The sequence below is a fragment of the Azotobacter armeniacus genome, assembly GCF_054779355.1.
The window spans coordinates 1-13,183 of the sequence record NZ_BAAGYK010000136.1; the positions used below are offsets into that span (position 1 = coordinate 1).

The 13,183-nt window shown below is 64.6% G+C and carries 11 protein-coding genes and 1 pseudogene; 5 read left to right on the forward strand and 7 right to left on the reverse strand.

Going from position 1 to position 13,183, the window contains the following annotated elements:
• A pseudogene (locus tag ACYVD0_RS18280) lies at positions 1–567 on the forward strand (IS630 family transposase); the annotation flags it as partial.
• A gap of 311 nt (positions 568–878) precedes the next feature.
• Positions 879–2,252 (forward strand): transposase, encoded by a 1,374-nt coding sequence (locus ACYVD0_RS18285; protein ID WP_460428134.1) that lies wholly within the window; start codon positions 879–881, stop codon positions 2,250–2,252.
• A 202-nt stretch (positions 2,253–2,454) separates the two neighbouring features.
• Here the strand turns inward: ACYVD0_RS18285 and ACYVD0_RS18290 are convergent, their stop codons facing one another.
• The 7 genes from ACYVD0_RS18290 to ACYVD0_RS18320 all read right to left on the reverse strand — a co-directional run bounded on the left by ACYVD0_RS18290 (position 2,455) and on the right by ACYVD0_RS18320 (position 9,376).
• On the reverse strand, positions 2,455–3,150 hold the full coding sequence (locus tag ACYVD0_RS18290) for an RES family NAD+ phosphorylase (protein WP_460428135.1): 696 nt from the start codon (positions 3,148–3,150) through the stop codon (positions 2,455–2,457).
• A complete protein-coding gene (locus ACYVD0_RS18295; protein ID WP_165892783.1) occupies positions 3,150–3,554 on the reverse strand; it encodes an antitoxin Xre-like helix-turn-helix domain-containing protein in 405 nt (134 codons plus the stop codon). Before ACYVD0_RS18295 ends, ACYVD0_RS18290 begins: the two co-directional genes overlap by 1 nt.
• Before the next feature lie 282 nt (positions 3,555–3,836).
• A complete protein-coding gene (locus ACYVD0_RS18300) occupies positions 3,837–5,030 on the reverse strand; it encodes a class I SAM-dependent rRNA methyltransferase (protein ID WP_460428136.1) in 1,194 nt (397 codons plus the stop codon).
• Between the two features lie 49 nt (positions 5,031–5,079).
• Positions 5,080–5,841 (reverse strand): ABC-2 transporter permease, encoded by a 762-nt coding sequence (locus tag ACYVD0_RS18305; protein ID WP_460428137.1) that lies wholly within the window; start codon positions 5,839–5,841, stop codon positions 5,080–5,082.
• The gene (locus tag ACYVD0_RS18310; protein WP_460428138.1) at positions 5,838–6,764 is read right to left on the reverse strand and encodes an ABC transporter ATP-binding protein; all 927 of its coding nucleotides are present in this window, start codon (positions 6,762–6,764) and stop codon (positions 5,838–5,840) included. The genes ACYVD0_RS18305 and ACYVD0_RS18310 overlap by 4 nt, the downstream gene beginning before the upstream one ends.
• Before the next feature lie 154 nt (positions 6,765–6,918).
• Positions 6,919–8,499 carry a methyl-accepting chemotaxis protein gene (locus ACYVD0_RS18315; protein WP_460428139.1) on the reverse strand — a complete coding sequence of 527 codons (1,581 nt, stop codon included), beginning with the start codon at positions 8,497–8,499 and terminating at the stop codon, positions 6,919–6,921.
• A gap of 313 nt (positions 8,500–8,812) precedes the next feature.
• Entirely contained in the window at positions 8,813–9,376 is a 564-nt protein-coding gene (locus ACYVD0_RS18320) for a type 1 glutamine amidotransferase domain-containing protein (protein WP_460428140.1), read from the reverse strand.
• A 163-nt stretch (positions 9,377–9,539) separates the two neighbouring features.
• Here ACYVD0_RS18320 and mutM point away from each other — a divergent pair, with 163 nt between their 5' ends.
• The 3 genes from mutM (at position 9,540) to ACYVD0_RS18335 (ending at position 12,761) form a co-directional block, all read left to right on the forward strand.
• Positions 9,540–10,352, forward strand: a complete 813-nt coding sequence (mutM, locus tag ACYVD0_RS18325; protein WP_460428141.1) for an Fpg/Nei family DNA glycosylase — start codon at positions 9,540–9,542, stop codon at positions 10,350–10,352.
• A 110-nt stretch (positions 10,353–10,462) separates the two neighbouring features.
• Positions 10,463–10,801: a multidrug transporter gene (locus ACYVD0_RS18330; RefSeq protein WP_460428142.1), complete on the forward strand. Its 339-nt coding sequence runs from the start codon at positions 10,463–10,465 to the stop codon at positions 10,799–10,801.
• A gap of 130 nt (positions 10,802–10,931) precedes the next feature.
• The gene (locus tag ACYVD0_RS18335) at positions 10,932–12,761 is read left to right on the forward strand and encodes a Na/Pi cotransporter family protein (RefSeq protein ID WP_460428143.1); all 1,830 of its coding nucleotides are present in this window, start codon (positions 10,932–10,934) and stop codon (positions 12,759–12,761) included.
• The last annotated feature ends 422 nt before the right edge of the window (positions 12,762–13,183 follow it).

The window sequence follows — 13,183 nt, forward strand, 5'->3', positions numbered from 1 at the left end:
ACCTACCCGGCGATTCGGGCCGAGGCCCGTGCAGCGGGGGCAAGGATCTACTTCGCGGACGAGTCGGGCCTACGCTCCGACTACCATGCCGGCACGACCTGGGCGCCGCAGGGGGAAACGCCGGTGGTCGAGGTGACCGGCCGACGCTTCTCGGTGAACAGGCTGTTCGGCGGTCGGGACGCGCGGCGAGTTCCGCTTCATGCTGCACGACGGGACGGTGACGGCCAGCGTGTTCCGCGAGTTTCTCAAGCGCCTGCTGATCGGTGCCGAGCAGCCGGTCTTCGTGATCGTCGATGGCCATCCGGTGCACAAGGCCCGGCTGGTCAGGGCGTTCGCGAGGAACAAGCGGGGCGCCTGAAACTCTTCTATCTGCCGCCGTACTCGCCACAGCTGAACCCGGACGAGCAGGTCTGGGGGCACGTCAAGCGCAGTGTGTCCAGGCGTCTTGTGCAGAACCGGGAGGAAATGAAGAAGTTGGCCCTGGGCGCGCTGCGCAGAATCCAGAAGTTGCCGGCGTTGGTGAAATCGTTTTTCCGCCACCCGGACTGCCGATATACAGCAGCATGACATTACTTTTTAAAAGATTAGTATCACGAGACGGCCGCTGGTGCCTGCTCGAATTTTGCGATCCACGCAATGGCGCTGTAACTGCAGAAGTCCGATACAGTCACAGCGCGGACGACTGGTCGGATTAGGAAGCTTGCTCCGCGAGGCCAGCCTCGTTAGGTTTCTGATGATTGGAATTTTCATCGGAAAAAGGTGACTGATTTGTTTTCCACGGCGTGACCGTCCGCTTCTGGCCGATTCTGTTGAAAAACTAGCTACCCCGGCAGACAGCGGCCAGACTCCTCGTGTCGGCAAGCGAGAGGGCCCGCAGCATGATGGGGCGGCTATCGAGTGGGCAGGAGCGGCTGTTTTACGCGCTTAACCTGGAAGAGTATGTTCCCGGTCACCACCTGCTGCGCCGTATCGATCGCGGCCTGGATCTCAGCGACCTGCGCCAGTACCTCAAGGATTTCTACAGCCCCTTCGGGCGTCCCTCGATCGATCCCGAGCTGATGATCCGCATGCTGGTCGTCGGCTACTGCTACGGCATCCGCTCCGAGCGGCGGTTGTGCGAAGAGGTCCATTTGAACCTGGCCTATCGCTGGTTCTGCCGGTTGGGTCTGGAAGATGAAGTGCCCAATCACTCGACGTTTTCCAAGAACCGGCATGGCCGCTTTCGGGCCAGCGGCCTGTTTCGCTGGCTGTTCAATGAAGTGGTTCTTCGCTGCATGACCGCCGGTCTGGTCAAGGGCGAAGGCTTTGCCGTGGATGCCAGCATCATCAAGGCCGACGCAAGCCGGCAGCGTGGCGTCGCCGGGGATGAAGTGATCAACTGGGGCGACCCGGCACTCAGCACGCGCGCCGTGCGTGAGTACCTCGATGCGCTCGATGACGAAGCGCTCGCGGAAACGCCACCCAAGCGCTTGTCACTGACCGATCCTCTGGCCAGCTGGACGGCTGCGCCGGGCGGGCCGGCGTTCTTCGCCTATTCCACGAACTACCTGATCGACACCGAGCACGGCGTGATCCTGGACGTGGAAGCCACGCCGGCTCACCGCACCGCCGAGGTCGAGTCGACCAAGACCATGGTGGAGCGCGTCGAAGAGCGTTTCGACATCACACCGGAACGTCTGATCGGCGACACCGCCTATGGGACAGCGCCCATGCTAGCCTGGATGGTGGAAGAAAAGGGCATCGAACCGCATGTCCCGGTGTGGGACAAAACCGAACGCCAGAACGGCACCTTCTCGAGCAATGATTTCCACTGGAATGAAGAGGATGGGGAATACCGCTGCCCGGCCGGACGCCCCCTGCGTAGCGAGTGGCGGGCCTTCAAGCGTCAGCGCTCCCACGTCACGAAAGCCAACACGGTGATCTATCGGTCCAGCCAGGCCGACTGCACAACCTGTCCGATGAAGTCACGGTGTTGCCCGAATACGCCGATGCGCAAGATCGTCCGCAGCGTTCATGAAGCCGCCCGGGAAGTGGCTCGACGCATCGCCACCACAGCGGCGTATCAACGCTCCCGCTGCGAACGCAAAAAGGTCGAGATGCTCTTCGCCCATCTCAAGCGGCTCCTGAAAGTCGATCGCTTACGGCTGCGTGGACTGACTGGCGCAACCGATGAGTTCACACTCGCCGCAGCGGTACAAAATCTGCGGCGATTGGCCAAGTTGATTCCTCAGGGGCCACCGGTCACAGGATAGGTACGCCTGCTTGAAGCAGAAACCCTCCAAATAACCCCAAAACCCGAGCCTGAAGGCTCAATAGAACATCGAAAGGCCATGAAAAGTGGCGGGCCAGCCCTTCGGTGAACAATCCGAAGGCCAGCATGCCTACTGTAAGTAAAACCAGTTTTTCAACAGAATCGGCCGGTTTCTGCCGGCCATTACAGACTGTTTTTGCGTCCTATCGGCTATCCGGCGTTGTAATCCGATTGACACCGATAATTTGACTGCTCCAGATCATCTCGTAATGAGCGGTCTGGATGATCGATGTAACGGGCCGCGGTGTCATCAGCGCCCAACAGACGCTGCCTGAACAACGGACCGAGTGGTAACGCAGGCCCGGGCATGCCTCTCGCTTCGCTTCGCTTCCCAATTGATGAGAGTGGGTGTAATCGTCGGGGGCATATATGGGGTCCGACAGCGGCACCCCTGTAGCGTCCCTCATCCCGGCATCCGTGAAGCTGCAGGTCAGTCCTCTGAAGACAAAGCGGTCGTAATTGAGGCCTTGCACGTTCGACCAGTAGCGCTCCTGGTGATGGCGCACCTCGGCAATCGCCGTGTCCATCCTATCGGCCAGATACAGCACGCCGAAGCTGCCATTGCTAAAGCGCGAGCCGGCCGGGTTCACATGGGTAAAGGGCGCCGTTGCGTACGAGCATCCGGGAATACCGAACGGGATCTCGCCACGAGGGATCAACTCCAGCCGGCCAATTTCGTTCTGCAACCGTGGATTCGTCATTGCCTGAAGCCGATATAGCGCTTCGAGGTCTGCTTCGTCAGCAACGTCATCGAACAAGGCAATGGGCGGAAACTTGGAGTTGACCAGGCGGTAGGCCTGCAGACTCTCGCCGCCCAGGACGGCAAGGCTGCTCAGCATTACCACTGGGCACCCCGCAGCGTATCGATTCGTCGGAACGTCTCGTACAGCGAGATCATATCGCCCTGTGCCATGACGTCGAGCGGCGCGCGCCCGTTGAAGAACTCGTTGCGGTTCTCCATCGAGGGGAAGCCATAGACATTTTCGGGGTTGTCGAACACGAGGCGCAGCGCCGCGTGGATATTCAGCACGATGCTGATGCGCTGCATCTGATCGGAGTCCAGGCCTACCGTCCACGCCGAATCGCGTTGCCTGGCTCGGGTGTAGGTGCTGCGCGAAATGCGCAAGATCCGGCAGGCCTGTTCGCAGGAGGCCTTCCATTTGTCCAGGATGTTCAGCGCCGCACGCAGGCCGGCCACGCATTGGCTTTTCGAAAAGTCCTGAGCCTGGATAGTTACTGTCATCGCCAGCACCTCAATATGCTCCTTGGATACAAATCTAGCATATCTGAATCTACAGACGCAATTTGGCTCCAGGCAACCCCAAGGACTCTGAACGCCAACGCGCAATCATGGTTGATGTATCTGGCCGCTCTCTGCCTGCCATGACGCCACTGCCCCCAACCATTCGCCAATGCCCCCGCATCCCCGCTCGGCCCAGGATAAAACCCCATTTCCATCCCCCAACCACCGCGCCGGAGGTGGAAAATCGCCACGCGAGTTTTCCACCCTACGGTCGGGAATGCCTCAGCTCGGCAGAATCCGGCAGGTCAGGCTCTTGATGTAGCGGGTCTCGGCGATGGCCGGGTGGACCGGGTGGTCGGGGCCCTGGCCGCCGCGCTCGAGCAGTTGGATGTGGCGGTCGAGGTGGCGGGCGCTGGAGAGGAGGATGTTCTGCAGGTCGTCCTCCGGCAGGTGCATGGAGCAGGAGGCGCTGACCAGGATGCCGTCCTTGGTGAGCAGGCGCATGGCCGCCTCGTTGAGGCGGCGGTAGGCGGCCTCGCCGTTCTTCAGGTCCTTCTTGCGCTTGATGAACGCCGGTGGGTCGGCGATGACCACGTCGAAGCGTTCCTCGGCGGCCTTCAGCTCCTTCAAGGCCTCGAACACGTCGCCCTCGACGCAGGTCATCTTCTCGGCCACGCCGTTCAGCGCGGCATTGCGCTCGACGCCGTCCAGCGCCAGCGCCGAGCCGTCCACGCACATCACTTCGGTCGCGCCGAACGCCGCGGCCTGCACGCCCCAGCCGCCGACGTAGCTGAACAGGTCGAGCACCCGTCTGCCCTTGACGTAGGGGGCCAGGCGCGCGCGGTTCAGGCGGTGGTCGTAGAACCAGCCGGTCTTCTGCCCGCCCTGCACCGGGGCCTCGAACTTCACGCCGTTCTCTTCCAGCGCCACCCATTCCGGCATCTCGCCGAAGGCGGTCTCGACGTAGCGCTCCAGGCCTTCGGCATCGCGGGCGCTGGAGTCGTTCTTGAACAGGATGCCGGCGGGCTTGAGCACCTGCACCAGCGCCTCGACCACGGCGTCCTTGTGGCGCTCCATGGCGGCGGAGGCGAGCTGCACCACCAGATGGTCGCCGAAGCGGTCCACCACCAGGCCGGGCAGCAGGTCGGAGTCGCCGTAGACCAGGCGGTAGCAGGGCGCCTCGAACAGCCGCTCGCGCAGGGACAGGGCGACGTTGATGCGATGCACCAGCAGCGACTTGTCCAGCGGGTGCTTGAGATCGCGGGAGATCAGCCGCGCGCAGATCAGGTTGTTCGGGGAGAGCGCGACAATGCCGAGGGGCTTGCCGCCGGCCGCTTCGAGGATCGCCTGGTCACCGGCCTGGAACGCGGTTAGCGGGCTGGCGAGCACATCCACCTCGTTGCTGTAGACCCACAGGTGGCCGGCGCGCAGGCGGCGCTCGGCGTTGGCTTTCAGTCGCAGGCTGGGCAGGGACATGGGGGCACTCTCGCAAAAAGCGCGGAGTATAGCGGAGGGCGCGGCCGGTTCAGTTCTTCAGCCGGTACCCCGTCCGGAAAATCCAGCGCACGCCGGCCATGCACAGGACCAGGAAGAGCAATGTCATTCCCAGGCTGATGGGCAGGCTGACGTCGGATACGCCATAGAAACTCCAGCGGAATCCGCTGACCAGGTAGACCACCGGATTGAACAGCGACACGCTCTGCCAGAACGGGGGCAGCATGTTGATGGAGTAGAAGCTGCCGCCCAGGAAGGTCAAGGGCGTGACGACCATCAAGGGGACGATCTGCAGCTTTTCGAAGCCGTCGGCCCAGATGCCGATGATGAAGCCGAACAAGCTGAAGGTGACCGCGGTCAGCACCAGGAAGGCGATCATCCACAGCGGGTGCTCGATGTGGAAGGGCACGAAGAGCCGCGCCGTGACCAGCATGATGGCGCCGAGCAGGATGGATTTGCTGGCGGCCGCCCCGACGTAGCCCAGCACGATCTCGATATAGGAGATGGGTGCGGAATGGATCTCATAGATGGTGCCGGTGAAGCGCGGCATGTAGATGCCGAACGAGGCGTTGGAGATGCTCTGGGTGAGCAGGGCCAGCATGATCATGCCGGGGACGATGAACGCCCCGTAGCTGATGCCGTCGATGTTCACCATGTGCGAGCCGATGGCCGAGCCGAACACCACGAAGTACAGGGCGGTGGAGATGACCGGCGAGGCCACGCTCTGCATCAGCGTGCGCCGCATGCGGGCCATTTCGAACAGGTAGATCGCGCGTATGCCGTACAGGTTCATGAGGGCGAGTGCACCAGGCTGACGAAGATTTCTTCCAGGGAGCTTTCCGAGGAGCTGAGATCCTTGAATTCGATACCGGCCTCGCCCAGCTGCTGCAGCAGGCGGGCGATGTTGCCGCCATTCGCCTGGTTGTCGTAGGTGTAGACAAGCTGGCCGCCATCGGCCGACAGCTCCAGGCGGTAGGTCTGCAGCGACTCCGGAATCCGCGCCAGCGGCTCGCTCAGGGTCAGCGTCAGCTGACGCTTGCCGAGCTTGGCCATCAGCGCGTTCTTTTCCTCCACCAGGATGATCTCGCCCTGGCGGATCACGCCGATGCGGTCGGCCATCTCCTGGGCCTCCTCGATGTAGTGGGTGGTCAGGATGATGGTGACGCCGCTCTCGCGCAGGCGCCGCACCATGTCCCACATGCCGCGGCGCAGCTCCACGTCCACGCCGGCGGTGGGTTCGTCGAGAAAGAGGATCTGCGGCTCGTGGGACAGCGCCTTGGCGATCATGACGCGCCGCTTCATGCCGCCCGACAGGGCCATGATGCGGCTGTCTTTCTTGTCCCACAGGGACAGATCGCGCAGCACCTTCTCGATGTAGGCGGGGTTGGCCGGCTTGCCGAACAGGCCGCGGCTGAAGGTGACGGTGCTCCACACGCTTTCGAAGGCGTCGGTGGACAGCTCCTGGGGCACCAGGCCGATCCTGGCGCGCGCCGCGCGGTAGTCGGTGACGATGTCGTGACCATCGGCCAGGACCCGGCCCTGGCTGGGGTTGACGATGCCGCAGATGATGCTGATCAGCGTGGTCTTGCCCGCGCCGTTGGGACCCAGCAGGGCGAAGATCTCGCCCCGGCGGATTTCCAGGTCCACGTTCCGCAGCGCGGTCAGACCCGAAGCATACGTCTTGGACAGGCCATGGATGGAAATGGCTGACTGCACACGAATCTCCCGATGATGGCGTGCATCAATTCTACCCAGCCCGGCCCTTTCGTCGCACGCCTTCGCGGCACGGCTCCCATGGCCGCCCGCCCTGGCCCGATCCGGCCGGTGGCCAAGGCGGTCCGTGTCGCGCAGGCGGCGGGGCAGGAGGCAGTCAGGCCATTGCCGGCGTGCCGTCGGCAGCGGTTTCGCGTGTCCTGAAGACAGCCACCCGCTGCTGCATCTGCGCCGCCTGCCCCTCCAGGGCGGCGGCGGCCGCGCGGGACTGCTCCACCAGGGCGGCGTTCTGCTGGGTGGTGCTGTCCAACTGGCCGATGGCGCCGTTGATCTGGCCGAAGCCGCTGCGCTGCTCGCGGGTGGCGGCGGAGATCTCCTCCATCAGGCTGGCCAGTTGGTGGATGGCGTCCACCGTCTCGCGGATGCTCTGCCCGCTGTATTCGGCCTGGCGGGCGCCCTCGCCGATCTTGTCGCCGATGGCCTCGATCAGGCTGCGGATCTCCTGGGCCGAGGTGGCGCTGCGGCTGGCCAGGTTGCGCACTTCCGTGGCCACCACAGCGAAGCCGCGGCCCTGTTCGCCGGCGCGGGCAGCCTCCACCGAGGCGTTGAGGGCGAGGATGTTGGTCTGGAAGGCGATCGAGTCGATGACCCCGATGATGTCGTTGATCTTCTGCGAGCTGTCGGCCAGCTCGCGCATTAGCAGGATGCTGCGCTCCACGTCCTGGCCGCCGCTCTGTGCCGTGTGCGCGGCGGTCGCGGCGAGCCGGTTGGCCTGCTCTGTGGCTTCGCTGGTCTGCTGTGCGGTGGCGCTGATCTGCTCCATGCTGGCTGCCGTCTGCTGCAGGGCGCTGGCCTGTTCCTCGGTGCGCGCGGCGAGCTCCTGGCTGCCGTGGAAAACTTCCCGGGCGCGGCTGTAGACGCTTTCGCTACCGCTATGCAGGGAGCCGACCAGGTCGGACAGCTTGCGATTGGTTTCGTCCATGGCATTCAGCAACTGGCCGGTCTCGTCGTGGGCGTGGCCGGCGAGATCCTGGGTCAGGTCGCCCTCGGCCACCCGGCGGGTCGCCGCCAGCGCCCGCTGCAGGGGGCCGGTGATGCTGCGGGTGATGTACAGGGCCATCAGCACGGCGATCAGCAGGGCCAGGGCGGCGAAGCCGAGCAGGCCGACGAGGGCGTTGCGTAGCTGCGCGGCGACCTGCTCCCTGGCCTGGGTCATGTGCTCGGTGGCCTTGCGGTCGATGGCCGCGCCGCCTTCGTCCAGGTGGTAAACCTCGTCCTTGTACTGGCCCATGGCGCTGTTGGCTGCGGCCGTATCGGCGAACTCGCCCGCCCCGATGCGCTGGTGGATCGCATTGAGGCCGCTGGCATAGCCATTCAGCGCCGCGGCGGACGCCTCGTACAGGCTGGACAATTCCGCATCGGGGGCCTGCGTCCTGCCGACTTGCAGGGTGTCCTGCAGCTTCTGCAGGGTCGCGTCCCAGCGGGCCTTGTAGGACTGCACCTTTTCCGCATCGCGCAGGTTGATGAAGATGTCCTTCTCGAAGCGTCGCTCCTCCAGAGCCAGCAGGCGCACCTGGGCGGCGTTCTGCGCCAGCTTGGCGTTGCGGTCGAGAGCCTCGGCCGACTCCTGCAACGCACTCATGCCGTACAGGGCGACAGCGGTGGCTGAAGCAAGGAGCAGAACGAGCGTGCCAAAGGCGATGCCCAGGCGGGCACCAATGGAGCGGCGGGATAGCATGGGGATGGGCCTCCTGGCATAGGGTAAAAGTCCCCCCTTAGATCGGCGGCTATCGCCCAGGCTTGAGAGGTGGCCGGCAAATCGCCCTGCGTCTGTCGAGTCTGCTTGCTCGAGGTCGAAATCAGCTGTGCGGGATCGTACTCCATCCTGGATGGCCAAGAGGGCCTTGGATGTCACGCAGGCGATGCCGAAAAAGAAAGAAGGGGGAATTGGAAAGGGCTTGCTGGACGTCACCCGGCTGCAAGCAGAGCCCTGAAAGGGTTCCCACGCGCCTGCATGGGAACCCAGGGAGTGCGCCGATGGGCGCGGATGGTCAGGCGGCCGATACGCTTGCAGCGGCTCCGCCCAGCGTTTCGATCAGGGCCTTGCTGAAGGCCGGGATGTCATCGGGTTTGCGGCTGGTGATCAGGTGGCCGTCGATCACCACCTTCTGATCCACCCAGTTGGCGCCGGCGTTCTGCAGGTCGTCCCGGAGCGACGGCCAACTGGTCAGGGTCTTGCCTTTGACCAGGTCGGCGGAAATCAGCAGCCAGCCGCCGTGACAGATCGCGGCGATGGGTTTGTTGGCGCGTGCCGCATTGCGCACCAGTTCCTGGGCCATCTCGTTCATGCGGATGTTGTCCCCGTTGACCACACCGCCGGGCAGCACCAGCGCGTCGCAGTCCTCGATGTGCAGGGTGTCGAAGGTGCGGTCGACCGGGAAGTGGTCGGCGGGCGTGGTGTGGTTCCAGCCGGTCACCCGGCCCGACTTCGCCGAGGCGATCAGAGTGCGAGCACCGGCCTTTTCGAGAGCCTCCTTGGGTCCGGTGAGCTCGACCTGCTCGAAACCGTCGGTTACCAGGAAAGCCACGCGTTTGCCTTTCAGGGGTTGCGTCATCGGGGTACCTCCGGAGCGGTGAGTGAGGCGCCTGTGGGCGCGGAGTTCACAAGAAATCCGACCATTCCTGCTGGCAAAGTTCTTCCTCTTGTCGCCGGACGGGATTTCCGGGCCGTTGCCTTCCTGCTATGGTCGGTGCCCGCTTTTTTCGCCCTTTGCCGCCATGCCCGAACTCCCTGAAGTCGAAACCACCCGCCGCGGGATCGCGCCGCATCTCGTCGGCCAGCGTGTCGAGCGGGTCGTCGTCCGTGAGCGCCGGCTGCGCTGGCCGATCCCCGAGGATCTCGACGTGCGCCTGTCCGGCCAGCGCATCGAGGCTGTGGAACGCCGCGCCAAGTACCTGCTGATCCGCGCCGAGGCGGGCACTCTGATCGGTCATCTGGGCATGTCCGGCAGCCTGCGTCTGGTCGAGGCCGGGCTGCCGGCGGAAAAGCACGAGCATGTCGACATCCTGCTGGAGTCCGGGCTGGCGCTGCGCTACACCGACCCGCGGCGCTTCGGCGCGCTGCTGTGGAGTACCGATCCACTGGAGCACGAGCTGCTGCGCAAGCTCGGCCCGGAGCCGCTGGGCGCGGCCTTCGACGGCGAGCGCCTGTATCGGCTGTCGCGCGGGCGCGCGATGGCGGTCAAGCCGTTCATCATGGACAACGCGGTGGTGGTCGGGGTGGGCAACATCTACGCCAGCGAGGCGCTGTTCGCCGCCGGCATCGACCCGCGCCGCGCCGCCGGCTCGATCTCGCGGGCGCGCTACGACAGGCTGGCCGGGGAGATCCGGCGCATCCTCGCCCAGGCCATCGAGTGCGGCGGCACCACCCTGCGCGACTTCGTCGGTGGTGATGGCAAGCCCGGCTACTTCCAGCAGGCACTGTTCGTCTACGGGCGCGGTGGCGAGTTCTGCAAGGTCTGTGGCAGCACCCTCGGCGAGGTGCGTCTCGGCCAGCGCGCCAGCGTCTACTGCGGGCGCTGTCAGCGCTGAAGGGGCGCTAGGCCCCCGATCTTCATCGATTGATGCCCGTCACGCCGGCCATATCGGGGGCGCTGCTATAGTCGCGGCTCTGCCAAAAAACACCGATGAAGGACCGCCGCATGTCTCCGCTTCGCCTGCTCGCCCTTGTCCTGGTGCTGATCACTGGCCTTTTGACCCCGCCGGCGCACGGCGAAGCCGAGCAATCCAATGTCAGTGGCGATCCCGTCTATTCCGTCGAGGCGCCGCCGGCTTATGCAATGATGGGTGACCTGCTGATCGCCCGGCCTCTGCTGATCGCCGGCACCATCATCGGTACGGCGGCCTTCGTGGTCAGCCTGCCGTTCACCGCGCTGGGGGGGAACGTGAAGGAGGCCGGTCAAGCGCTGGTCGTCGATCCGGGCCGGGAGGCGTTCGTTCGTTGCCTCGGCTGCAGCACCAGCGGCTATCGCCAGGACTGATCCGGGCCATCCCCCGTTCCCAGCTGCGCGCCAGCGCTCCGAGGCTTCCCGTCACTCTGCCGGCGGCGTAGGCTTTGCCCCCCCTTGCCCGCGGGGCGAGGTGCTGTCCGGCAACAGGAAGTCCTGGTCCTTGAAGCGCTATTCCAAATTCCTTCTCGCCTTTCTGGTCGGCCTCGGCCTGGCCTACTCCTTCTGGTTCAGCCCCGGGTGGCTGCAGTTGTGCGCGGGGCTCGCGCTCTTTTTGTTCGGCATGCAGTGTCTGGAAGAGGGACTCAAGCAACTCGCCGGGGGCCGGCTGGAGGCGCTGCTCGGGCGCAGCACGGCCACGCCGTTCAAGGGCTTCCTGTTCGGCCTCGCCGGCACCTTCCTGCTGCAGTCCAGCAGTCTGGTGTCCTTGCTCACCGTTGCCTTCATCGGCAGCGGGCTGATTTCCCTGGCCGGCGGCCTGGCCATCGTCTTCGGCACCAATCTGGGCACCACCAGCGGCATCTGGCTGCTGGCCCTGGCTGGGCAGAACATCAGTCTCGCTCCGCTGGCCCTGCCGCTACTGGTGTTCGGCGTGCTGATCGGCTTCAACGGGCCGAAGAGCCGGGCGGCCGGGCGCATCCTGCTGAGCATCGGTTTCCTGTTCCTCGGCATCGACCAGATCAAGATGGGGTTCTCCGGTTTCGGCGAGGCGCTGGACATGGGCGGCCGACAGGTCGACGGGCTGCTCGGGTCGCTGTTGTTCGTGCTGCTCGGCCTGGCGGTCACCGTGGTCCTGCAATCCAGCCACGCAGCCCTGATGCTGACCCTCACGGCCCTGGCCGGCGGCCAGCTCGAGCTGGGACAGGGGCTGGCCATCGCCATCGGCTCCAACATCGGCACCACGATCAGTACCGCGATTGCCGCCATCCTCGGTGGCGACCGTGGCGGGCAGCGCTTGGCACTGGCCCATGTGCTGTTCAACGGCGTCACCGCGCTGGTGGCGCTGGCCCTGCTGACGCCCCTGACTGGGCTGGTGCAGTGGCTGGCGACACCGCTGGGGCTGGCGGACAACCGGCTGATCCAGCTGGCGCTGTTCCATACCCTGTTCAATGTTCTCGGCGTGCTGCTGTTCTGGCCCTGGCAGAGGCAGCTGGTCGGCCTGCTGGCACGCTGGCTGCCGGAGCGGCGCGAGCCGCAGGTGCTGATCACCGAGCTGGAGTCCGGCGCGGCCGAGCTGCCGCGGACCCGGGCCCGCTATCTCAGCGATAGCTTGCTGGAGTCGGCCGACGCCGCCGCCAGCGCGGTGCTGCAGGAGCTGCAGCACCTCGGCCGCCTGAGCCTGGAAGTGATTTGCCACGCGCTCTACCTGCCGGTGGAGCAGTTGGCCAGCGACCGGCCTGACGAGGCACTGCTGCGCTCGCATCCGGACCTCCACCATCTGGATGCCGAGGCGCTCTATCAGCGGCACATCAAGGGCGTCTACGGCGACCTGCTGAGCTTCATGGGTCGCGTGGAGGTGCCGCGGGACGAGGCCCGCCAGCAGTTCTGGATCGCCTGCCAACTGGCCGCGCTGCAGCTGGTGGACGCGGTGAAGGATGCCAAGCACCTGCAGAAGAACCTCGGCCACTACCTGCGCGGCGAGGACTCGGCGATCCGCGAGGCCTACGTCGACCTGCGCCGGCACCTGCTGGCAGTACTGCGCGAGGTGCGCGAACTGGGCCGCCTGGAGGTGCCGGACGAGGCTTGGCACGAGCGCCTGCAGTTGCTTGACGAGCGGGCGGCAGACTTCGACGCGCAGTTTCGCGCCCGGCTGTTCGACGCCGCGCGCCGTCGCGAACTGAACGGCCTGCAGACCGGCTCGTTGATGAACGACCTGGGCTACACCAGCCGTATCGTCCAGAGCCTGCGCAACGTGCTGCAACTCGGCGACGGCCAGTCCCGCCCGCTGCGTCGGTTGGCGGGCGAGGACGAGCCGTTGATTCGGTTGAAGTGAGGGGGCGGGGCTGGAGTGAGTCGTTGCGCCAACTGCGACGACATGCGGGCGCGCAGTAGGGGCGGAGTCGGTGGGAGTTCTGGGAAGTTTGATGGGCTTGAACGTGTGCTGTGAGTGATGGGCCGGAATCGGCCGATTCTGTTGAAAAAGTCGGTTTTTTCTCGCTGGATCAGATATAGATAAGAAAATCTATACTAAAAATCATTTAAAATCAGTGGATTACAGTTCTAATAGATCAAGTTTCCCCTTCTGAAAATCAGCTTGAAGGGAGTTTTTCAACAGAATCGGCCAAAAGCAGACATCCACCCAACTACAAGGCTATCGACGCGCCCTTATATAGGAACGTATGAATAAACGTTTGGCCGTTGTGTTGCCATCCTCCGGTTCTCCGGTTTCTTCCATGACTGCTACGCATGAAGGCC

What these genes read in the sequence shown, in the direction of transcription:
- ACYVD0_RS18285 (WP_460428134.1), top strand. Translation starts at nt 879, where the DNA reads ATGATGGGGCGGCTATCGAGTGGGCAGGAGCGGCTGTTTTACGCGCTT.
- ACYVD0_RS18290 (WP_460428135.1), bottom strand. Translation starts at nt 3,150, where the DNA reads ATGCTGAGCAGCCTTGCCGTCCTGGGCGGCGAGAGTCTGCAGGCCTAC.
- ACYVD0_RS18295 (WP_165892783.1), bottom strand. Translation starts at nt 3,554, where the DNA reads ATGACAGTAACTATCCAGGCTCAGGACTTTTCGAAAAGCCAATGCGTG.
- ACYVD0_RS18300 (WP_460428136.1), bottom strand. Translation starts at nt 5,030, where the DNA reads ATGTCCCTGCCCAGCCTGCGACTGAAAGCCAACGCCGAGCGCCGCCTG.
- ACYVD0_RS18305 (WP_460428137.1), bottom strand. Translation starts at nt 5,841, where the DNA reads ATGAACCTGTACGGCATACGCGCGATCTACCTGTTCGAAATGGCCCGC.
- ACYVD0_RS18315 (WP_460428139.1), bottom strand. Translation starts at nt 8,499, where the DNA reads ATGCTATCCCGCCGCTCCATTGGTGCCCGCCTGGGCATCGCCTTTGGC.
- ACYVD0_RS18320 (WP_460428140.1), bottom strand. Translation starts at nt 9,376, where the DNA reads ATGACGCAACCCCTGAAAGGCAAACGCGTGGCTTTCCTGGTAACCGAC.
- mutM (WP_460428141.1), top strand. Translation starts at nt 9,540, where the DNA reads ATGCCCGAACTCCCTGAAGTCGAAACCACCCGCCGCGGGATCGCGCCG.
- ACYVD0_RS18330 (WP_460428142.1), top strand. Translation starts at nt 10,463, where the DNA reads ATGTCTCCGCTTCGCCTGCTCGCCCTTGTCCTGGTGCTGATCACTGGC.